This is a genomic window from Pseudomonas weihenstephanensis, assembly GCF_001043055.1.
Lineage (GTDB): Bacteria > Pseudomonadota > Gammaproteobacteria > Pseudomonadales > Pseudomonadaceae > Aquipseudomonas > Aquipseudomonas weihenstephanensis.
This window is the reverse complement of record NZ_JYLF01000008.1, coordinates 153,523-173,152: the sequence shown is the minus strand read 5'-3', so window position 1 is coordinate 173,152 and position 19,630 is coordinate 153,523. Positions and strand designations below refer to the sequence as shown.

Genomic DNA, 19,630 nt, shown 5'->3' with positions numbered 1-19,630 from the left:
GATGACTGTCGGGGGTACTTAAGCCAAAGTGGCTTTAGCTTTCTCGACAATCGCAGCAAACGCCGCTTTTTCGTTCACTGCCAGATCAGCCAGAACCTTACGGTCGATCTCGATGGACGCTTTTTTCAGGCCGGCGATGAAACGGCTGTAAGACAGACCGTTGATACGTGCACCAGCGTTGATACGAGCGATCCACAGAGCGCGGAACTGACGTTTTTTCTGACGACGGTCACGGTAGGCGTATTGGCCTGCCTTGATTACCGCTTGCTTGGCAACACGGAATACGCGGGAGCGTGCGCCGTAGTAGCCTTTAGCCAGTTTCAGAATTTTTTTGTGACGTTTACGGGCGACAACGCCACGCTTTACACGAGCCATGAGTTACTTCCTCTATTCTTGACCGAAATTAGCAAAGGCGCAGCATGCGCTTCACTTTTGCCACGTCAGACGGATGCAGCAAGCTGCTACCGCGCAGTTGACGCTTACGCTTAGTCGACATTTTGGTCAGGATGTGGCTCTTGAAAGCGTGCTTGTGCTTGATGCCGTTAGCAGTTTTCAGAAACCGCTTAGCAGCACCACTTTTAGTTTTCATCTTTGGCATGTTCGGTACTCCGCATTCAGTTGATAAACATAATCAGAAGGCCTGCCGTGCCCAATTGATTACTTCTTCTTTTTCGGGGCGATGACCATGATCAGCTGGCGTCCTTCCATCTTAGGATGCTGTTCGACGGTACCGTATTCCGCGAGGTCAGCTTCAACCCGCTTCAACAGTTCCATACCCAGCTCCTGGTGGGCCATCTCACGGCCGCGGAATCGTAACGATACCTTGGCCCTGTCCCCATCACTCAGGAAACGTACCAGGTTGCGCAGTTTTACCTGGTAATCCCCTTCCTCCGTCCCTGGACGAAACTTGATTTCTTTAACCTGGATCTGTTTCTGGTTTTTCTTTGCAGCGGCAACCTGCTTCTTCTTTTCGAAGATCGATTTGCCGTAGTCCATCAGCTTACAAACTGGGGGTACTGCATCAGCGGAAATTTCCACCAAATCCAGTTTGGCCTCTTCAGCTTTAAGAAGCGCGTCTTCAATTGACACAATCCCAAGCTGCTCGCCTTCAGCCCCAATTAACCGAACCTCGCGTGCAGAGATATTCTCGTTGATCGGGGCTTTCGGTGCAGCTCGTTTATCTTGTCTCATTTCACGCTTAATAATAATTACTCCGAATCATGGCGACCACGCCGGGAAACCGCTTGTGCGAGGAATTCAGCGAATTGCGCGACGGACATAGAGCCCAGGTCAGCACCTTCACGTGTACGCACAGCGACAGTCTGCATCTCGACTTCCCGATCTCCGATAACCAAGAGATAAGGAACCTTGAGCAAAGTATGCTCGCGGATTTTAAAGCCGATCTTTTCATTTCTCAAGTCAGACTTGGCACGAAATCCGCTCTGATTGAGAATTTTTTCAACTTCAGCAGCAAATTCTGCCTGTTTATCAGTGATATTCATGATCACTGCCTGAGTTGGCGCTAGCCACGCAGGGAACGCACCTTCGTAATGCTCGATCAGAATACCGACGAAACGCTCGAACGATCCGAGGATCGCGCGATGCAGCATGACAGGGTGCTTGCGGCTATTGTCTTCAGACACATATTCTGCGCCAAGACGGATAGGCAGGTTGAAATCGAGCTGTAAGGTACCACACTGCCAGACACGACCCAGACAATCTTTCAAAGAAAATTCAATCTTGGGTCCGTAGAAAGCACCTTCACCCGGCTGCAAATCATACGCCAGGCCAGCACTATCAAGGGCTGAAGCCAGCGCGCTCTCAGCGCGATCCCACAACTCATCTGAACCCACGCGCTTTTCCGGGCGCGTCGAAAGCTTCAGCTCGATGTCTTTGAAACCGAAATCTGCGTAAACATCCAGCGTTAACTTGATGAACGCTGCGGACTCCGCCTGCATTTGCTCTTCTGTGCAGAAAATATGCGCATCGTCTTGCGTAAAAGCCCGAACCCGCATGATGCCGTGCAAAGCACCCGACGGCTCGTTACGGTGGCAAGCACCGAATTCAGCCAAACGCAGCGGCAACTCACGGTAGCTTTTCAGGCCTTGATTGAAAACTTGCACATGGCACGGACAGTTCATCGGCTTGATCGCGTAATCGCGGTTTTCCGACTCAGTGGTGAACATGTTTTCAGCATAGTTAGCCCAGTGACCGGACTTTTCCCACAAGCTGCGATCCACAACCTGAGGCGTCTTGATCTCCAGATAACCGTTATCACGCTGCACTTTGCGCATGTATTGCTCAAGCACTTGATACAGCGTCCAGCCATTCGGGTGCCAGAACACCATGCCCGGCGCTTCTTCTTGTGTATGGAACAGACCCAGGCGTTTGCCGATTTTACGGTGATCGCGCTTTTCAGCCTCTTCGATACGCTGGATGTAGGCTGCCAGCTGCTTTTTATCCGCCCATGCGGTGCCGTAAATACGCTGCAACTGCTCGTTCTTGGCATCGCCGCGCCAGTAAGCGCCCGACAATTTAGTCAGTTTGAAGGATTTCAGGAAGCGCGTATTAGGCACGTGAGGCCCACGACACATATCGACGTATTCTTCGTGAAAGTACAGGCCCATCGCCTGCTCATCGGGCATGTCCTCGATCAGGCGAAGCTTGTAGTCTTCACCGCGCTCAGAGAACAGCTCGATAACTTCTGCGCGAGGCGTGACCTTTTTGATCACGTCGTAGTCTTTCTCGATCAGCTGCTGCATACGCTGCTCGATAGCAGCCATGTCATCCGGCGTGAAGGGACGATCATAGAAAATATCGTAGTAAAAACCTTCCTGAATGACAGGACCAATGACCATTTTGGCCGTTGGGTACAGCTGCTTCACTGCATGGCCTACCAAGTGGGCGCAAGAGTGACGAATGATCTCCAGCCCCTCTTCATCTTTAGGCGTGATGATTTGCAGAGTGGCGTCATTTTCAATCAGATCGCACGCATCAACCAGTTTGCCGTTGACCTTGCCGGCCACGGTGGCTTTTGCCAGACCTGCGCCAATCGATGCTGCAACATCGGCAACAGAGACTGCATGATCGAACGAACGTTGACTGCCGTCGGGAAGAGTAATAGTTGGCATGGCGCCTCCTCTCCTAGTGGTGACCCCTACCAAAGGTCACGTGGGTTGGGATGAGCCAGTACGCGATTCGGTGGTGAGCCTGCCTCACAGTGGCAGGAGCCTTGCGGCCAACCATTTACCGAACCAGAGTGACTGGAGTTCAAATCAAAAAGGGTATATGGCTCTGTTCCGGGGCTAACACTGAATGCACCGAGAAAAAAGCCAAGGGCGGCATGCTAGCACAGATGCCTGGTTGATGCAGCGTACCCCGGCATTCAACGCTTCACGCTGCCTTTTTTGCATAATGCTGAACTTGAGCTGCACTTGTGCCCTCAAATACACCGTGAATCACGTTCGACTTAAATGTCCAAGAAGGAGCATCACATGCGCTTGAATCCTCTGTTTGCTTTCGCTGCCCCTCTGGCACTGCTTATTCCTTTAAGCGCTCACGCCGATAACTGGCCTGCAGGCGCTAAAAATGACTACATGAAGGACTGCGTTGCAGCCGCCAGCCAAAGCGTCGATGTAAAGACAGCTCAACAGCATTGCGCCTGCGGTGCTGACAAATTATCCGAAAAGTTTTCGACTGCCGAAATCACGCAGCTAATGAGCAAGACCACTCAGCCTAGTGTCGAACTACGCACCAAAGCCCTGGATGCAATTCAGACCTGCCGCGCTGAGAAAAAGCCCGCGACCAAAGGCTGAGCAAGTGCTTTCGTGAGTAAAAACGACTTAAAAAGCACTTATCTTTAAAAAAAAAATCATTCACAGCAGCTTTTTTTTAAAGCGTTTTTCGACCCCAAGCCCCCATAAAATGGGGGCCATGGCGGTTTTCAGCAACACATACACGCTAACAATTGTGCAAACTGTGACTCAGGGGGGGTTCCAAACCGTACATTTCGACTATGATAGCCAAGTGTGCCCAGTTGGCCTGAGCAACACAGTACTACTGAAAATATAAGTTTCTTGGAGATACACCATGTCTAATCGCCAAACCGGCACCGTAAAATGGTTCAACGATGAAAAAGGCTTCGGCTTCATCACTCCTCAAGGTGGCGGTGACGACCTGTTCGTACACTTCAAAGCTATCGAAAGCGACGGTTTCAAAAGCCTGAAAGAAGGCCAGACTGTTTCCTTCGTGGCTGAGAAAGGCCAAAAGGGTATGCAAGCTGCGCAGGTTCGTCCGGAGTAAATCTCCTTCGAACAAAAAAACCCCGTCCATGTGACGGGGTTTTTTATGCCTGATAGAACGCTAAACCGCTGCGCCTAACCGCAATTCACGCGCGTAATGATCGCGTTATCGTCGGCATTCAGGTTCAGTCGATCAGAACGATATTCCAGCGTCATAACGTCGTGCGGCCCCAGAATGCGCGCATTCTGCGCCCCGGCCTTGACTCGAGCCTGCTCCAGAAGCTCAGAGGAGGCTTTTTTACCGATCACAAACGCTGCGGCTTGAGCGTCGCACCGGCGGTGTCCAGCGTCTTGTGTCACCTCGTTGTCAGAACTCGGTGTGGTGCAGCCAGATAAGACCAGCACCGCCAACAACGAACCCAATGGCATTAGCTTCCAGGACATGAAACCTCCTTAAATTGAATGAGCGAAGCCTTTGCGACAGCTGTATCGCAAAGAGGTTGCACGGCACAAAGCAACAAAACACCTCATGACCGAAAGGCGCGTGATTCTGAACGAAAAATTGGCTATTGCTCAGCCACAATCGTCACGGCATGTGTGCACGCTCTAGTACACGTCAATGTAGTCAAAAGCAGGATTGGGCCAGTTCTCTTTGAGCGCATTGAAAATCTGCATCACCCAAACCTCATCGCTGGCCGCAACGTTGCCCACGTACCCCGACCCTGCCGCCCAGGTTTCCAGCCTGAACAGCAGCCCGTCGATATCGGCTCCACCTACGACGCCGACAGACAGATACGCAATGCCTGCTTTCGTTACGCGCAACTGCGTATGCACATCATCGCTGGCAGAGGCCAGCAACTGGCGTACGGCGTCAATGGTGAGCGCATCCGCTTTGTTCAAATCAATGCTTATCATCCACCTGCCCCTCAAAAAGGCCAAGTGTGACACGCACCCGTCACTGATGGGCCTAAGGATTGGGGCACGACGGCCTCCAACGCTGGTGGCTTATCGATAGCATTTTGCTAAAATCGCGGTTTTAAACGCCATGAGATAACCATGATCACGGTCACGATTGACGCAAACATCAAGGCAAAGTGGTCTCAAGGCCAGTGTTCATACAGCCCGGGCACCCCTGAAGAACTGGCGATTATCGGGATTGATCTGCTGGTCAAGGCGCTGGGGAAAGACGCTGCGCACGTATTTGTCAGCCAGATTTTCGAGAAGTATGGAGACATGTCCCGCGCAACATGACGTTGCGCAGACATGCGTCTGCGCACTTTCTGGTTATTTCAAGCGCCCTAAACGAGCCGTTAGCAAATCAAAAAAACCTTGGGCGTTTCCGTTTTCGACCCAAAATGCATTTTTTGGCTGATCTAAGGTGTTATACCAATCAGCAATGGTCTGACCAAACGTCGGGCCTTCGCGCGTATCAATCACAAGATTGACTTCACGCCCTGTAAACAAGCCAGGCTCCAGTAAATACGCGATAACACTGGCATCGTGCACCGGTCCACCTGGCAAACCATAGTGCTCCATATCCCCTTTCACGTATTCATTCAAAATACCGCCTACCAGCTTCCCGGCCGTATTACCCAACGATGCAATTTGCTTTAACCGCGCGTCGCTGGTGAGGATTTTGTGTGTCACATCCAGCGGTATATAAGTCAGCTTGACCCCGCTTTTGAGCACCACATCGGCCGCATGTGGATCTGCGTACAGATTGAACTCTGCGACCGGAGTGATATTGCCGCCGTTAAAGTGCGCGCCTCCCATTACCACCACTTCTTTAATGCCCTTGGCAATGCCAGGAGCCTGGGTCAACGCCAGCGCAAGATTGGTCTGAGGCCCCAGCATGGCAATGGTCACACTGCCAGGCTTGGCAGCCGTAAGCGTTTCGATCAGGTAGTTGACTGCATTTTTGGACTCAAGACCTTTGGCAGGCTCATGCACAGGCACACCCGTTATGCCCTCCTGACCATGAATGTTCTCAGCGTAGATAGGCGAGCGAACCAGTGGGCGTGGCGCACCCGCGTACACCGGAATCTCTTCGCGCCCTGCCCACTCACGCGCCAGGCGCGCATTGCGCGAGGTTTTATCCAGGCGCACATTCCCGGCCACCGTGGTAATCGCGCGCACGTTCAATTGCTCTGGAGACGCCAGTGCCAGCAGCAAAGCAACCACATCATCAGCCCCCGGATCGGTGTCGATGATGAGATCTATCTTTTCTGCAGCCTGAGCACTTGAAAGCGTGATAGCTGACAAAAACAAGACACTCCTGATGACTTGAGGCAGACGTGGTGTAAAGCGTGGCATAACCGAATTCCTGTATTGATCGTTATTAAAATGTAACACCCGCAAACAACGCGATATTGCTGTAAGGACGACACTCCCCCGTACGCACGATCACTTTTGCCTGCCGGCATAAGTCTTTGAACGCATCATGTGAAAGCAGGCACCTGCCCCCCAACTCGGTCCGAATTGCGTGCGCCTCGATACTGTCCAGCGCGGCACTGGGCACCAGCAGCAGCTCGTGGGCCAGTGCATGGCTTTGCACCTGCATTTCACTCAATACGGTCCGTAAGGTGCTAGCGAAGTCCGGCACGCCTTGAGTCAAGGCCAGGTCGATCAACTCAACACCTTTGGGCACCGGCAAACCGGCATCTGCAATCACCACGATGTCTCCATGGCCCAACGATGCAATGAGCCGGGAAAGCGCAATATTCAATAAAGGCGTCTTTTTCATGACGGTGAAAACCCCTCAACGTCCGATAAATAAGGAATAGAGGGTTGAGCGCCTGAGCGTGTGACCGACAAGGCCGCCGCCACCTGGGCAAATCGGATGGCTTGATCCTCGCTACGACCAGCGGCCAGTGCGGCAGAAAACGCACCGACAAAGGTGTCGCCAGCGGCCGTCGCGTCAACCGCCAGCACCTTGGGCGCCGCAAAATGCACCGCCCGTTGCTCGCTGACAAACAGAGCGCCCTGAGCGCCAAGCGTGACAATGACCTTGCCTGCACCGAACCCCATCAACGTGCGCGCCGCCAATTCGGCTGAGTCGAGTGAGTCGACAACCACACCGCTGAGTGCCTGCGCTTCACTTTCATTGGGAATCAAATAATCAACAGCGTCATACCACTCAACCGGCAATGGGCCGCTGGCCGGCGCCGGGTTGAGAATGACGGTTTTATTCAGCGCTCGCCCCCGATCGAGCGTGTAACCCACAGTGCTCATTGGCACCTCAAGCTGACACACAATCACATCGGCTTTTTGCAATGCGCTATCACACGCATCAATGTCTTGAGACACCAGGCACGCATTAGTACCCGGCACGACCACGATGGTGTTCTGACTGTTGGCATCGACCACAATCAACGCCACGCCACTGACGCCACCTTCAACGTTACGCACACCTTGGCAATCAATCTGTTCGGCCAACAGCCCCTCGCGCAATTGCAGGCCGTACGCGTCACTGCCCACGCACCCTATCATCGCCACCTGCGCGCCAAGCCTCGCCGCTGCAACCGCCTGATTAGCCCCTTTGCCCCCGTGCACGGTCGCCAATGAATGACCAAAGAGCGTCTCGCCCGGTTGAGGCAATCGCTCGGTACGCGTTACCAGATCCATATTCAGACTGCCAACCACTACGACATTTGCTTGCATGTATCGACACTCATCCATTGGATTGCTGTGGGTATTGCAAGGCTACGTCGTACGGCCCTGTGGACTCTCGCAATACGATGCTGGGCGCAACAATCAACTGTTCGACGGCCTGCTGCGGTGTAGCAATACGTCGTAATAAAACCTGTGCGGCGGTTTCACCCAGTTGCAGGATCGACTGCCCCACCGTGGTCAAGGCCGGGTACACATAACGGCTCATTTGCACATCATCAAAACCGATGACAGACAACTGCTCGGGCACCCGAATGTGCCGCTCGGCAGCTGCGCGCAGCACACCAATACCCATCATGTCGTTGCACGCAAAAATGGCCGACGGCCTGCCGCCGCTCAACAAGCGGCCCGCCGCCTCATAGCCACCCGTACAACTGAAGTCACTCTCGATCATCCAGTCGTCGTTGGGTGTCACGCCCGCCTCGCTCAGCGCACGCAGATAACCGGCCTTGCGCATGTGGGCCACGCTAGTGATGGCTGGCCCGCCAATGCACGCGATTGCGCGATGCCCCAGATCAAGCAGGTGCCGTGTAGCGAGATAAGCGCCCTGCTCGTGATCGATTCGCACCAGATCGGCATCTATGCCTTCAAGGCTGCGGTCGACGATCACCATCGGTGTGCGAACCCCCGCCAACCCGCTGGCAAGGCCCGCATTCCCCCCCGCAGAGGCGACCACCAGCCCATCGACGCGTTTTTCCAGCAACACGCGCAAATAGCTGCGTTGCTTGTCGGGGTCATCGTCGCAATTACACAGGATCACGCAGTAATTGTTGCGCTCGCAATAATCCTCGATGCCCCGCGCCAACTCAGCGAAATAGGGGTTGAGGCTATTGGCAACCAGCAGGCCAATGGTTGCCGTGCTTTTGGCCTTCAAGGAACGAGCGACAGCGCTGGGCACGTAGTCAAGGCGCGCAATGGCCTCTTCCACTTTCAACCGCACGGGTTCACTCACAGGACGCGTTTTGTTCAACACATGAGAGACCGTTGTGTAGGAAATCCCTGCCAGTGCCGCGACATCTTTAATCGTTGCCATTGCTTAATTCCGTCGACGTGCTCGTTGACTGCGGTAAGTGTCCAGAATCACTGCTATCACAATGACAGCACCGGTAATAATACGCTTGGTCGGCTCCGTTGCGCCGATTTGGGCCAATCCGGCCGCCAGCACCGAAATAATCAGCACACCAAAAAACGTGCTGATGACCGAGCCACGTCCGCCCATCAAGCTTGTGCCGCCGATCACCACGGCAGCAATGACCTGCAATTCAAGGCCAGAGCCCGCATTGGGATCTGCGGCCTCAAGACGCGAAACCTGGAACAACGCCGCCACGCCAGCCAGTAAACCCATCAGACTGAACACCAGCACCTTATAAGGTTTGGGGTTGATACCCGCCAGCCGCACCGCCTCTTCGTTGGTACCAATGGCGATCAGGTAACGACCAAATACCGTTCGGGTCAGTACTGCTTGAGCCATCAGGATCACCAGTAAAGCGATGATGAATGAAGGCGCGATGCCAAACGCAATCGGGTTGGACAGCCATGCAAAGGCGTCACCGATATAAGCCGTGCGCGAGCCTGTCATTTGATACGCCGCGCCACGCGCCATTTCCAGCACACCCAGTGACACGATGAACGAGGGAATACGCCAGGCAACGGTGATCGAACCCGTGATCGTTCCGGCCAATGCCGCGCACCCCATACCCAGCAACGCAGCAGGCAACACGCCCCACCCCCAGCCGAGTATTGCCACGCTTACCACCGAGGCTGCCAGCGCCAGTACCGAACCCACCGACAAGTCGATGCCGCCGATAATCAGCACGAACGTCATACCGACCGCGAGCACCATCAGGTCCGGGATCTGGTTGGCCAATGTGCTCAGGGTGTCATAGGAAAAGAAGTGATCACTGAGGCTGGAGAACAACACCACCATGCCCAGCAAAGCCCCCGCCAACCCCAAGTACGTCCCCATCCCATAGAAATTGTGTGCAGCTTTGTGCACCGAGGCAGCCGTTTTCATGACGCATCCTTTGGCGTTACTGGCGTGAGTAACGCATCGTGTTTTTGATAACCGGCAAATGCTGCAGCCAGCAGTTGCTCCTGACTCCAGGACTCGCGCTCGAAGGTGTCGATCAAACGCCCGGCAGAGAGCACGCCGATCCGATCACAAATCAGCATCAGCTCACGTAAATCACTGGACACCACCACCAACGCTTTGCCTTGGCGCGTTAGCTCACCCAGCAAACGATAAATATCGAATTTGGCGCCGATATCAATGCCGCGGGTAGGTTCGTCAAACAGTAATACGGTGCAGTCGCGTTCTAGCCAGCGGCCGATGACGACCTTCTGCTGATTGCCGCCCGACAATTGCGCAACCATTTGATCAGGCCCGGAGCTGCGAATGCCCATCGCGTCTATCTGACGCTGAGCCAGAGCGTCTTGAGCAATACCGTTAACAACCCCTGCGCGGGAGATGCGAGCCATATTGCCCAGGCCGACATTGGCGCCGATGGATTGACTCATGAGCAAGCCTTCGCCTTTGCGGTCTTCGGTGATCAGGGCGATGCCCTGCTTAACCGCGTCAACCGGCGAACGGATACGCACCACCTGCAAAGGCGAACCCACGGCTACCGAACCGCTGTCAGCGGTGTCTGCGCCATAAATCAGGCGCAAAAGCTCGGTGCGCCCTGCCCCGATCAAGCCAGAAACACCAAAAATCTCGCCCTTTCGGACCTCAAAAGAGACATCCAGCACTTTGTTCGAGCGACCCAGCCCCTTCACCTGCAACACAGGCGCCCCACGCTGGCGAGACCCCATATCCAGATGATCACCCAGCTCTCGCCCCACCATCAGGTTGACCAGTTGCTGGCTGTCGTAATTGGCCATCGGCTCGACACACACCAGGCAACCATCACGCAATACCGCAATGCGCTGCGCCACCCGTGCCAGCTCTTCAAGGCGATGCGAGATGTAGACGATGGCAACCCCGCGCGCTTGCAGTTGCGCGATCTGCACAAATAACAGCTCAACCTCACGACCGGTGAGCATGGCCGTGGGTTCGTCGAGAATCAGCACATGGCAGTCGCCGATCAAATTGCGCGCAATTTCGACCATCTGCTGATGGCCAACGCCCAATTCTCCTACCAATGTATCGGGGTCTATCGCTTCAAGCCCAACGTGCGCCATTGCTTCAATCGCCGCCTGGCGCAGCTTTTTACGGCTGATCCACCCCCCACGGCTGGGCAGATTATCGAGAAACAGATTCTCAGCCACCGTCAGTGTCGGCAGCAGATTGAGTTCTTGCATGACCATGCGCACACCCAGGCGCTCAGCCTGCGCCCGGCTGCCTGGCGTATAAGGCTGGCCATTGAACTGCATCTGGCCGGTGGTAGGCGTTTCCAGGCCGCCGATGATTTTCGACAGCGTACTTTTGCCGGCACCATTTTCACCGGTCAACGCCAGCACTTCGCCACGATTCAGGGTCAAATCGATGCCGCTCAACACAGGCTGCGTATAGGTTTTACCAATCCCGCTGACTGAAAGGGCCACTCCGGCTACAGGAGTCGTCATAGAGCATCTCCGAACACCTGCTCAACCGAACAGGTGCTCCGGGCAGGGGGAAATTTAAGGTTGGGTGACCAGTTGAACCGGGGTATCAATCACACCCTCTTTGAGGTTTTCAACCGGCTCTTTCTTGATCAGTTTGAGCGCCGTTTCGATACCAAAAACTGCCTGTTGGGTAGCAGCCTGATCCGCAGTGGCAACGACACGACCATCCTTGAGCATCGGTTTGATGGCATCGATATTGTCATACCCCACCACCAACACCTTACCGGTCTTGCCCGCCGCCCGAATGGCCGAGACCGCACCGATCGCCATGCTGTCGTTACCAGCCAGCAGCGCTTTTATGTTCGGGTATTCGCTGAGCATGGCAGCCGCTTTCTTGTTACCGCCATCAATCTCCCAATCCCCCGATTGCACCGAGACCACGTTCATCTGCGCCGCTTGCATGGCGTCCTTGAAGCCAGCTGTGCGCTGCTGGGCGTTGGTGGTGGTCGACACCCCCTCAATAATTCCAACCTCGTCCCCCGCGCTCAGTTTGGCCGCCAGAAACTCGCCCACCTTACGCGCGCCATCACGGTTGTTAGGCCCGACAAATGGCACATCCAGGTGCTTGGCTTTCAACACTTGAGGGTCTAGCTGATTGTCGATATTGACCACCACGATGCCGGCTTTGCGAGCTTTATCAATGGTCGAGATCAGCGCCTTGGAGTCTGCTGGCGCAATAACCAGCCCGTCGACTTTGGCGATGATCATCTGATTGATGATGTCGACCTGACCCGCGGTGTCGGTTTCGTTCTTGATTCCGTTGGAGATCAAGTCGAAATCAGCCGGATGCTGTTGTTGATAAGCCTTGGCGCCATCGGCCATGGTGACGAAGAACTCATTGGCCAGCGACTTCATCACGAGGCCGACCTTCGGTTTCTCAGGGGTATCTGCGTGGGCAACAGGAAGGGATAAAGAGGTCGCCGCCAACATGGCGACAGCGAGAAGACGTCCAGCAAAGGGCAGCTTCATGGGAGCACTCCGATCTTATGATTATTGTGAGCAACATCCTGTTTACGCGAAGTAGCAGGTCGACAGCTACAACCGACCTTGTGTGTTTTCAGACACTTAGAAAAAGCACAACTAAAAGCAGCGCGCAAACGTTTGCTTGAACCTCACTATGGAAACCCGTTTCGTATTTGTCAACGTCAAAAAATGGCGTCATAAAACCGACGAACGGACGCATCTCCGAACAAAAAATCTGCCGGACATTCGGGAAACCGTCCAATAGAGGAAAGACACAGGGTGAAATATTTACTTTTTTTGATATAAATCAATTAGTTGTAGAAATTTCCGAGAACCCTTCGCACTGGCACAAATCATGCGTCCCTAAGACCAGCGCGTGGCCAGTGGATGGCACGCGCCGTGCTAGGTGTATGTGCATCAGCACTCTCATCATTAAGAGAGAACATAATGAAAACAGCTGTGTTGAAATCGATTGTTCCGGGCGCTTTGGCCCTTCTGCTAGCCCTGCCAACTGCTCAGGCGCAAGAAACCGCTACTAAACCCAATGTGATCATCCTGGCCACGGGCGGCACCATCGCGGGTGCTGGCGCCAGTGCTGCTAACAGCGCGACCTACACCGCTGCCAAAGTGGGTATCGACCAACTGATCGCCGGTGTACCCGAGCTGAGCCAATTGGCCAACGTGCGTGGCGAGCAAGTGATGCAGATCGCGTCCGAAAGCATCACCAACGACAACCTGCTGCAACTGGGCCGCCGTGTTGCTGAGCTGGCTGACAGCAAAGACGTTGATGGCATCGTGATCACGCACGGCACCGACACCCTGGAAGAAACCGCTTACTTCCTCAACCTGGTCGAAAAAACCGACAAGCCTATTGTGGTTGTGGGTTCCATGCGTCCAGGCACCGCCATGTCCGCAGACGGCATGCTGAACCTGTACAACGCTGTGGCGGTCGCCGGCAGCAAAGAAGCGCGCGGCAAAGGCGTACTGGTCACCATGAACGACGAAATCCAGTCGGGCCGTGATGTCAGCAAAATGATGAACATCAAGACCGAAGCCTTCAAAAGCCCTTGGGGCCCGCTGGGTATGGTCGTTGAAGGAAAATCCTACTGGTTCCGCTTGCCTGCCAAGCGTCACACCCTGGATTCTGAATTCGACATCAAAAACATCAAGAGCCTGCCAAACGTAGGCATCGCCTACTCCTATGGCAACGTTGATGACACTGCCTACAAAGCACTGGCTCAATCGGGCGCTAAAGCCATCATCCACGTAGGCACTGGCAACGGTTCCGTTTCTTCGCGTGTGGTTCCGACCCTGCAAGCCCTGCGTAAAGATGGCGTGCAGATCATCCGTTCGTCTCACGTGAATAACGGCGGTTTCGTACTGCGTAACGCAGAACAGCCTGACGACAAAAATGATTGGGTGGTTGCACACGACCTCAACCCACAGAAAGCCCGCATCCTGGCGATGGTTGCACTGACCAAAACCCAAGACAGCAAAGAATTGCAGCGGATGTTCTGGGAGTACTAAGTCACGCGGAATCACTTCCCTGTGAGCATTAAAAAAGCCAACTGACAGTCTGCTGTCAGTTGGCTTTTTTGTGAGCCGTCGCTTCAGTGCGTTGCCACGGCGTCCATTTTCTGGCGCAAGCTCAGCGGACGCATGTCCGTCCACACCTCTTCGATATAAGCCAGGCACTCCGGCTTCAAGCCGCTTTTGCCCACTGCGCGCCAGCCGTTGGGAATGGCCTTGTAATCGGGCCAGATCGAATACTGGTCTTCGTGGTTCACCACCACCTGAAAGAGAATGTCGTCGCGGTCAAATACTGAACTCATGTGCGGGTCTCCGTCGCAGCAATCTGGCTGCGCGATCACGCGCAGCGGGGGTAATAAAACAAACGATCAAGGAGGGCCTGGAATTAGAGCCGGGCGATGGCGGCTGCCAGCGCATTGCCAAAAATGGCGGCAACCTGATCAATTTCAGCGCGGGTGATGATCAGTGGCGGCAAAAACCTCACCACACTGCCATGCCGACCGCCCAACTCAAGAATCAGCCCACGTTTGAGGCATTCGCGCTGTACCAAGGGCGCCAACCGGCCAAATGCAGGGGGATGGCCCTGCGCGTCGGCCTTACCTGTCGGGTCAACCAGCTCCACACCCAGCATCAGCCCACGACCACGGATATCGCCCAACTGCGCAAAATCACGTTGCAGGATGTGCAGGTGTTCGCTCAATCGCTCACCCATCGCGGCCGCATGAGCGGCTACTTCGTGTTCCTTGAGGTAACGCATCACGGCCGAGCCGGCCACCATCGCCATTTGGTTGCCACGGAACGTACCCGCATGTGCGCCCGGCAACCAGGTATCGAGCCACTCGCGATACACCACCACCGCCAGTGGCAGACTGCCGCCAATCGCCTTGGACAGCACCACCACATCAGGAATGATCCCGGCATGCTCAAACGCAAACATTTTACCGGTACGGGCAAAACCGCTTTGGATTTCATCGACGATCAGCGCCACGCCGGCCTGCTCCGTGATACGACGTACACCCCGCAGCCAGTCCAGATCAGCCGGAATCACTCCGCCTTCACCCTGCACCACTTCTACGATCACGGCGGCAGGCAATTGCACACCGGCTTCCGGGTCACTGAACAGGTTTTCCAGATAGTGCAGGTTTGCTTTCACACCTTGCTCACCGCCCAAACCGAAGGGGCAGCGGTAATCGTAGGGATAGGGCATAAACTGCACACCGTTGCCGAGCAGTGCGGCCATCGGCTTTTTCGGCCCCAGGCTGCCCATCAGGCTCAACGCACCTTGGCTCATGCCGTGATAGCCGCCTTGAAACGACACTACCGTGTTACGCCCGGTGGCCGTACGCACCAACTTCAACGCCGCTTCGACTGCGTCGGTGCCGGTCGGTCCACAAAACTGGATTTTCGCTTCTGCGGCCAGCGCTTCTGGCAGCAAGCCGAACAAGTCCTGAACGAACTGGTCTTTGACCGGCGTCGTGAGGTCCAGCGTGTGCAGCGGCAGACCGTCATCCAGCACTTGGCGAATCGCGTCGATCACCACCGGATGGTTATGCCCTAGCGCCAGCGTGCCGGCACCCGCCAGACAATCGATAAAACGTCGGCCTTCAACGTCCTCGACGTACAGACCCTTTGCGCGTTTCAACACCAGCGGGATACGCCGCGGATAGCTGCGCGCATTGGACTCTTGACGGCTCTGACGGGCCAACAAAGGGGATTCTTCAAATTCATACAGCGCTTCAGTTGGACTGACTCCAACCGGCTGATCGTCGATAAAACGGCTAGCGACTGACATTTCCGGGACCCTCAATACGCTGATGAGATTGACCAAAACCGCAGACCTGGCCAGTGACCTCCCTGTACGGAAGAACACCGCAGGCTTTCCTGCTTTGGAGACGCATCAGCGCGGTCACGATTTAGAGCTCAAGCAGATAATTCTCAGACGACGGGGCACCAAACGACCAAGGGGGCGGCGCCTTGCAGCGCCCCCCCCTTAAACAAACCGCAAAGCGCTCCGGCCCCTAGAGATCCGCTTTACAGGCCCGCAGTGCTATGCGCTGCTTGTTGCGCACAATTGATCGATAAGCCAATGCCAGCAACACAAACCAGCCTGGCACGACGTACAGCGCCTGGCGGGTGTCGTCTTCGAGCGCCAGCAACACCAGAATGAACGCAAAGAATGTCAGGCACACCCAGACCATGACTTTGCCCCCCGGCATCTTGTAGCGCGATGCCAGATGCAAATGGGCACGGTTTTTACGATAGGCCAGATAGGACAACAGAATCATCGACCAGACAAACATGAACAAAGTCGCTGACACCGTGGTGATCAGGGTGAAGGCCTCCATCAGATTAGGGATCAGATAAATCACCAGTGCCCCCGCCAACAGGCAGATGCAGGAAAAAATCAAACCGTTTGAAGGCACCGCACGACGCGACAGGTGTTTAAATTTACCGGGTGCGTCGCCTTCCAGCGCCAAGCCGTAAAGCATGCGACTGGTCGAGAACACGCCGCTGTTGGCCGAAGACGCCGCTGACGTCAGCACCACAAAATTAATGATTCCCGCTGCCGCCGGAAGGCCCGCCAGCATAAAGAGCTCAACAAAAGGGCTTTTATCGGCGACCACATCCCGCCACGGGGTCACGGCCAAAATGGCAATCAGCGCGAACACATAAAACATGATGATGCGCAGAGGGATGGAGTTGATCGCTCGGGGCAGATTGCGCTCCGGGTTCTTGGTTTCTGCGGCTGTGGTACCGGCCAGTTCAATGCCGACAAAGGCAAATACGGCGATCTGGAAGCCTGCAAAAAAGCCCATCACTCCATGTGGAAACATGCCGCCGTCATTCCATAGGTTCCCCAGGCTTGCCGTGTGGCCGACGGGGGACTGGTATGCCGTAACGACCATATACAGACCGGTGCAGACCAACGCGCAAATGGCAACGATCTTGATCATGGCAAACCAGAATTCCAGCTCGCCGAACATTTTCACGGTAATCAGGTTCAGCGACAGCAGTAACGCGACACACCCCAGCGCCGGCAACCACAGAGGTACGTTCGGAAACCAGAATTGTGTGTACCCGGAGATGGCAATCACATCAGCGATGCCGGTGACTATCCAGCAAAACCAGTAGGTCCAGCCCATGAAATAGCCAGCCATCGGTCCGAGCAAGTCGGCCGAAAAATCAATAAATGACTTGTAGTTGAGGTTGGATAAGAGCAATTCGCCCATCGCACGCATGACGAAAAACAGCATGAAACCAATGATCATGTAGACAAAAATGATCGAGGGCCCTGCCAAGCTAATGGTCTTGCCAGAGCCCATAAACAGACCGGTACCAATGGCTCCGCCAATGGCAATCAGTTGAATGTGGCGGTTGGACAAACTGCGCTGCAATGCTGGGGGTTCCCCAGCTGGACGGTGATCAAACGCTGAATCCTTCAATGTTCTATTACCTTACAAGTGGATTATTTTTATAGGCGGGACCCACGTGGCCCCCTTATAAATCGAGAGCCACTGTAAAGAGGTAACGGGTGCGAAACACTGAGCTATATCAGTGCTTGCTCGACTGCCTGTTTGCCGGTTCGATACAAACAGGCACCCAAAACCTGCCCTATTGCAACGGCATCCTGAGTTCAACCCGCAGCCCGTCGGGCTGACTGTCAAACTGCAACTCACCCCCACAACGCTCAACAATTGCCTGCACAATCGCCAGTCCCAACCCACAACCATTGCTGTTGTCATTGCGCCAGAAGCGCTGGGTCATGTGTTGCAAGGTTTGAGGCGAGATACCTGGCCCATGATCGCGCACCACAAAATAGATGAACTGACCTTCGGCACGCAATTTCAATTCGACCCGGGTCTCTTCCGGCGTATGGCGCAAGGCGTTGTCCAGCAGATTTCGCAATGCGGCAATGGCCAGAACCGATGGCACCTTCAGTGCTGTGGCGGGCAAATCTGCGGGCACTTGCACAATGATTCGATCCGCCGCACCACTCGCCGCATCGTGGATCGCCAGACGCGCCACTTGCTCGGCCGAACACTGCACACCGTCATCGAAGGACAAGCTGCCCTCCACCCGCGCCAATAGCAACAACTGCTCAAGGGTACGGTGCAAACGGTCAGCACCCGCCTCGGCATGCGCCAGCGACTGCTCACGGGCCTCGCCATCCGTCATGCGCGCCACCTGTAAGTGGGTCTTGATTGCCGTCAGCGGGCTGCGCAATTCGTGGGCAGCGTCACCCGTCAGGCGCCGTTCACGCTCAATCGCTTTGGCAATACGCGCCAGTAACTGGTTCTGTGAGTCGAGCAAAGGTTGCAGTTCGCTGGGCAATGGACTGATTTGCAACGGTTGCAACGAATCAGCATCCCGGCGCATCAACGCATCGCGCATCCGTTTGAGTGGCGCCAGCCCCTGGCCAATCCCTAGCCATAACAACAGCAAACACACCATCAGCGCCATGCCCACCGGCACAGAGGCCGCCAGTAACACGGAGAGATTCAGCGCCTCGCGCTCCACTTGCCGGTCTGCGGTAGTGATGCGCAAGTCACCGCGTACCAGGGTAAACGTGCGCCAGGCTGCGCCATCGATGATCTGATCGCGAAACCCGGTGGACTCGGACTGCATGGGTTGATCGGGATTGTTATGGCTGCGAGCCAGAACTTCTCCACGTAGCGAACTGACCTGGCAGGCCATGCCGCCGGGTATGGTCAACTGCTCGGCACTGAAATGCGTGCCCTCACCCTTTACCGGCAGTTGCGGCAATTGCTCCAGCAAGCCCGCCACCATCCGTGCAGACGCCACCAGGCGCTGATCGAGGGAAAACATCATTTGTTGACGCAGATCGCTGAGCATCCAGGCCGCCGCCAACACCCATATCAGGATGAAGGCTGAACCAATGGTCAGGCTCAAGCGCAGGCGCAGGCTCATCATGCGTCAGGCTCGGCGCCATCCGCTGGCCCCAGGCGATACCCCAGGCCGCGCACGGTTTCGACGATGCCATTGCCCAGTTTGCGCCGCAGATGATGAATATGAACGTTCAAGGCGTTGCTCTCCAGTTCATCGCTGAAACCGTAAATGCTGTCTTTGAGTTGCTCAGTCGACAATACCCGCCCGCGGTTATGCAGCAAAGCTTGCAGCAGGGCCTGCTCGCGACGGGATAGATCCACCGGTTTGCCGCCCAGCAACGTTTCGCGGCTGCTCGGGTCGTAACTCAAGCGACCGTGCTCGATCAGGTTGACACTGCGCCCCGCCACGCGGCGCAGCAAGGTGTGCAAACGGGCCGCCAGCTCGCGCAGGTCGAACGGTTTGAGCAAGTAATCGTCCGCGCCGGCTTGCAGGCCATCGACCCGATCCGTCACCGAGTCACGCGCAGTGAGCACCAGCACGGGCAACTCCAACCCCTGCTGGCGCAACTGTTGCAATAACTTAAGACCGTCTTCGTCGGGCAACCCGAGGTCAAGCACCATCACGTCAAACTCAGCCGCCTTGAGCATGGCCCGGGCGGCACCCGCAGTGGCGACATGCTCCACCGTCATACCCTGAGCCTTAAGCCCCGCCACAATGCCGCTGGCAATCAGCTCGTCGTCTTCGCAAACCAATACGTGCATGCAGATACCCGCGTA

The 19,630-nt window shown here is 55.4% G+C and carries 22 protein-coding genes; 4 read left to right on the top strand and 18 right to left on the bottom strand.

Translation table 11 applies throughout. The features are described from left to right. Positions 1-18 precede the first annotated feature (18 nt). Genes rplT through thrS form a run of 4 tightly spaced genes read right to left on the bottom strand, consistent with a single transcriptional unit; the run spans position 19 to position 3,131 of the window. Positions 19-375 carry a 50S ribosomal protein L20 gene (gene rplT / locus TU86_RS18030; protein WP_047275143.1) on the bottom strand — a complete coding sequence of 119 codons (357 nt, stop codon included), beginning with the start codon at positions 373-375 and terminating at the stop codon, positions 19-21. A gap of 28 nt (positions 376-403) precedes the next feature. Then, positions 404-598, bottom strand: a complete 195-nt coding sequence (gene rpmI / locus TU86_RS18025; protein ID WP_003442181.1) for a 50S ribosomal protein L35 — start codon at positions 596-598, stop codon at positions 404-406. Between the two features lie 59 nt (positions 599-657). Continuing rightward, positions 658-1,209, bottom strand: a complete 552-nt coding sequence (gene infC / locus TU86_RS18020; protein ID WP_169916631.1) for a translation initiation factor IF-3 — start codon at positions 1,207-1,209, stop codon at positions 658-660. Continuing rightward, entirely contained in the window at positions 1,209-3,131 is a 1,923-nt protein-coding gene (thrS, locus tag TU86_RS18015) for a threonine--tRNA ligase (RefSeq protein WP_048365675.1), read from the bottom strand. The genes infC and thrS overlap by 1 nt, the downstream gene beginning before the upstream one ends. Before the next feature lie 363 nt (positions 3,132-3,494). On the opposite strand from thrS, the gene TU86_RS18010 reads away from it, so the two are divergent. Both TU86_RS18010 and TU86_RS18005 read left to right on the top strand, forming a co-directional pair. Beyond that, entirely contained in the window at positions 3,495-3,815 is a 321-nt protein-coding gene (locus TU86_RS18010) for a hypothetical protein (protein WP_048365674.1), read from the top strand. Between the two features lie 274 nt (positions 3,816-4,089). Then, positions 4,090-4,302, top strand: coding sequence for a cold-shock protein (locus tag TU86_RS18005; RefSeq protein ID WP_003179963.1), 213 nt, complete (start codon positions 4,090-4,092; stop codon positions 4,300-4,302). A 74-nt stretch (positions 4,303-4,376) separates the two neighbouring features. Here the strand turns inward: TU86_RS18005 and TU86_RS18000 are convergent, their stop codons facing one another. After that, entirely contained in the window at positions 4,377-4,685 is a 309-nt protein-coding gene (locus TU86_RS18000) for an I78 family peptidase inhibitor (protein WP_048365673.1), read from the bottom strand. Positions 4,686-4,847: 162 nt separating this feature from the next. Next, positions 4,848-5,153, bottom strand: a complete 306-nt coding sequence (locus tag TU86_RS17995; RefSeq protein WP_048365722.1) for a hypothetical protein — start codon at positions 5,151-5,153, stop codon at positions 4,848-4,850. Positions 5,154-5,297: 144 nt separating this feature from the next. Between TU86_RS17995 and TU86_RS17990 the strand changes: the two genes are divergently transcribed. After that, entirely contained in the window at positions 5,298-5,492 is a 195-nt protein-coding gene (locus TU86_RS17990; RefSeq protein ID WP_048365672.1) for a hypothetical protein, read from the top strand. Between the two features lie 33 nt (positions 5,493-5,525). Here the strand turns inward: TU86_RS17990 and TU86_RS17985 are convergent, their stop codons facing one another. Genes TU86_RS17985 through TU86_RS17955 form a run of 7 tightly spaced genes read right to left on the bottom strand, consistent with a single transcriptional unit; the run spans position 5,526 to position 12,482 of the window. Beyond that, the gene (locus TU86_RS17985; protein ID WP_048365671.1) at positions 5,526-6,554 is read right to left on the bottom strand and encodes a nucleoside hydrolase; all 1,029 of its coding nucleotides are present in this window, start codon (positions 6,552-6,554) and stop codon (positions 5,526-5,528) included. 25 nt (positions 6,555-6,579) lie between these two features. Beyond that, on the bottom strand, positions 6,580-6,984 hold the full coding sequence (gene rbsD / locus TU86_RS17980; protein ID WP_048365670.1) for a D-ribose pyranase: 405 nt from the start codon (positions 6,982-6,984) through the stop codon (positions 6,580-6,582). Then, on the bottom strand, positions 6,981-7,901 hold the full coding sequence (gene rbsK, locus TU86_RS17975) for a ribokinase (protein ID WP_048365669.1): 921 nt from the start codon (positions 7,899-7,901) through the stop codon (positions 6,981-6,983). The genes rbsD and rbsK overlap by 4 nt, the downstream gene beginning before the upstream one ends. 10 nt (positions 7,902-7,911) lie before the next feature. Next, positions 7,912-8,943 carry a LacI family DNA-binding transcriptional regulator gene (locus TU86_RS17970; RefSeq protein WP_048365668.1) on the bottom strand — a complete coding sequence of 344 codons (1,032 nt, stop codon included), beginning with the start codon at positions 8,941-8,943 and terminating at the stop codon, positions 7,912-7,914. Positions 8,944-8,946: 3 nt separating this feature from the next. Next, a complete protein-coding gene (locus tag TU86_RS17965; protein WP_048365667.1) occupies positions 8,947-9,924 on the bottom strand; it encodes an ABC transporter permease in 978 nt (325 codons plus the stop codon). Next, positions 9,921-11,474 carry a sugar ABC transporter ATP-binding protein gene (locus TU86_RS17960; protein WP_048365666.1) on the bottom strand — a complete coding sequence of 518 codons (1,554 nt, stop codon included), beginning with the start codon at positions 11,472-11,474 and terminating at the stop codon, positions 9,921-9,923. Before TU86_RS17960 ends, TU86_RS17965 begins: the two co-directional genes overlap by 4 nt. 54 nt (positions 11,475-11,528) lie before the next feature. After that, positions 11,529-12,482 carry a sugar ABC transporter substrate-binding protein gene (locus TU86_RS17955; RefSeq protein ID WP_048365665.1) on the bottom strand — a complete coding sequence of 318 codons (954 nt, stop codon included), beginning with the start codon at positions 12,480-12,482 and terminating at the stop codon, positions 11,529-11,531. A gap of 441 nt (positions 12,483-12,923) precedes the next feature. Between TU86_RS17955 and TU86_RS17950 the strand changes: the two genes are divergently transcribed. After that, positions 12,924-14,003, top strand: coding sequence for an asparaginase (locus tag TU86_RS17950; RefSeq protein WP_048365664.1), 1,080 nt, complete (start codon positions 12,924-12,926; stop codon positions 14,001-14,003). 83 nt (positions 14,004-14,086) lie between these two features. Here the strand turns inward: TU86_RS17950 and TU86_RS17945 are convergent, their stop codons facing one another. The 5 genes from TU86_RS17945 to TU86_RS17925 all read right to left on the bottom strand — a co-directional run bounded on the left by TU86_RS17945 (position 14,087) and on the right by TU86_RS17925 (position 19,615). Next, complete coding sequence (locus TU86_RS17945) at positions 14,087-14,308, bottom strand: MbtH family protein (protein ID WP_047275172.1); 222 nt, start codon at positions 14,306-14,308, stop codon at positions 14,087-14,089. An 83-nt stretch (positions 14,309-14,391) separates the two neighbouring features. Further along, entirely contained in the window at positions 14,392-15,798 is a 1,407-nt protein-coding gene (locus tag TU86_RS17940; RefSeq protein WP_048365663.1) for an aspartate aminotransferase family protein, read from the bottom strand. Between the two features lie 226 nt (positions 15,799-16,024). Beyond that, positions 16,025-17,449, bottom strand: coding sequence for a D-serine/D-alanine/glycine transporter (gene cycA, locus TU86_RS17935; RefSeq protein WP_048365662.1), 1,425 nt, complete (start codon positions 17,447-17,449; stop codon positions 16,025-16,027). Positions 17,450-17,618: 169 nt separating this feature from the next. Continuing rightward, on the bottom strand, positions 17,619-18,938 hold the full coding sequence (locus TU86_RS17930; RefSeq protein ID WP_193387790.1) for an ATP-binding protein: 1,320 nt from the start codon (positions 18,936-18,938) through the stop codon (positions 17,619-17,621). Beyond that, positions 18,935-19,615, bottom strand: coding sequence for a response regulator (locus TU86_RS17925; protein WP_048365661.1), 681 nt, complete (start codon positions 19,613-19,615; stop codon positions 18,935-18,937). The genes TU86_RS17930 and TU86_RS17925 overlap by 4 nt, the downstream gene beginning before the upstream one ends. Between the last annotated feature and the right edge of the window lie 15 nt (positions 19,616-19,630).

Bases quoted from the DNA above. Each gene is read 5' to 3' on its own strand.
- rbsK (WP_048365669.1), bottom strand. From the start codon at position 7,901: ATGCAAGCAAATGTCGTAGTGGTTGGCAGTCTGAATATGGATCTGGTA.
- rplT (WP_047275143.1), bottom strand. From the start codon at position 375: ATGGCTCGTGTAAAGCGTGGCGTTGTCGCCCGTAAACGTCACAAAAAA.
- TU86_RS17985 (WP_048365671.1), bottom strand. From the start codon at position 6,554: ATGCCACGCTTTACACCACGTCTGCCTCAAGTCATCAGGAGTGTCTTG.
- TU86_RS17940 (WP_048365663.1), bottom strand. From the start codon at position 15,798: ATGTCAGTCGCTAGCCGTTTTATCGACGATCAGCCGGTTGGAGTCAGT.
- TU86_RS18005 (WP_003179963.1), top strand. From the start codon at position 4,090: ATGTCTAATCGCCAAACCGGCACCGTAAAATGGTTCAACGATGAAAAA.
- TU86_RS17930 (WP_193387790.1), bottom strand. From the start codon at position 18,938: ATGATGAGCCTGCGCCTGCGCTTGAGCCTGACCATTGGTTCAGCCTTC.
- TU86_RS17955 (WP_048365665.1), bottom strand. From the start codon at position 12,482: ATGAAGCTGCCCTTTGCTGGACGTCTTCTCGCTGTCGCCATGTTGGCG.
- rpmI (WP_003442181.1), bottom strand. From the start codon at position 598: ATGCCAAAGATGAAAACTAAAAGTGGTGCTGCTAAGCGGTTTCTGAAA.
- TU86_RS17970 (WP_048365668.1), bottom strand. From the start codon at position 8,943: ATGGCAACGATTAAAGATGTCGCGGCACTGGCAGGGATTTCCTACACA.
- TU86_RS17950 (WP_048365664.1), top strand. From the start codon at position 12,924: ATGAAAACAGCTGTGTTGAAATCGATTGTTCCGGGCGCTTTGGCCCTT.
- TU86_RS18010 (WP_048365674.1), top strand. From the start codon at position 3,495: ATGCGCTTGAATCCTCTGTTTGCTTTCGCTGCCCCTCTGGCACTGCTT.
- TU86_RS17925 (WP_048365661.1), bottom strand. From the start codon at position 19,615: ATGCACGTATTGGTTTGCGAAGACGACGAGCTGATTGCCAGCGGCATT.
- rbsD (WP_048365670.1), bottom strand. From the start codon at position 6,984: ATGAAAAAGACGCCTTTATTGAATATTGCGCTTTCCCGGCTCATTGCA.
- TU86_RS17945 (WP_047275172.1), bottom strand. From the start codon at position 14,308: ATGAGTTCAGTATTTGACCGCGACGACATTCTCTTTCAGGTGGTGGTG.
- thrS (WP_048365675.1), bottom strand. From the start codon at position 3,131: ATGCCAACTATTACTCTTCCCGACGGCAGTCAACGTTCGTTCGATCAT.
- TU86_RS17965 (WP_048365667.1), bottom strand. From the start codon at position 9,924: ATGAAAACGGCTGCCTCGGTGCACAAAGCTGCACACAATTTCTATGGG.
- TU86_RS17960 (WP_048365666.1), bottom strand. From the start codon at position 11,474: ATGACGACTCCTGTAGCCGGAGTGGCCCTTTCAGTCAGCGGGATTGGT.
- TU86_RS18000 (WP_048365673.1), bottom strand. From the start codon at position 4,685: ATGTCCTGGAAGCTAATGCCATTGGGTTCGTTGTTGGCGGTGCTGGTC.
- TU86_RS17990 (WP_048365672.1), top strand. From the start codon at position 5,298: ATGATCACGGTCACGATTGACGCAAACATCAAGGCAAAGTGGTCTCAA.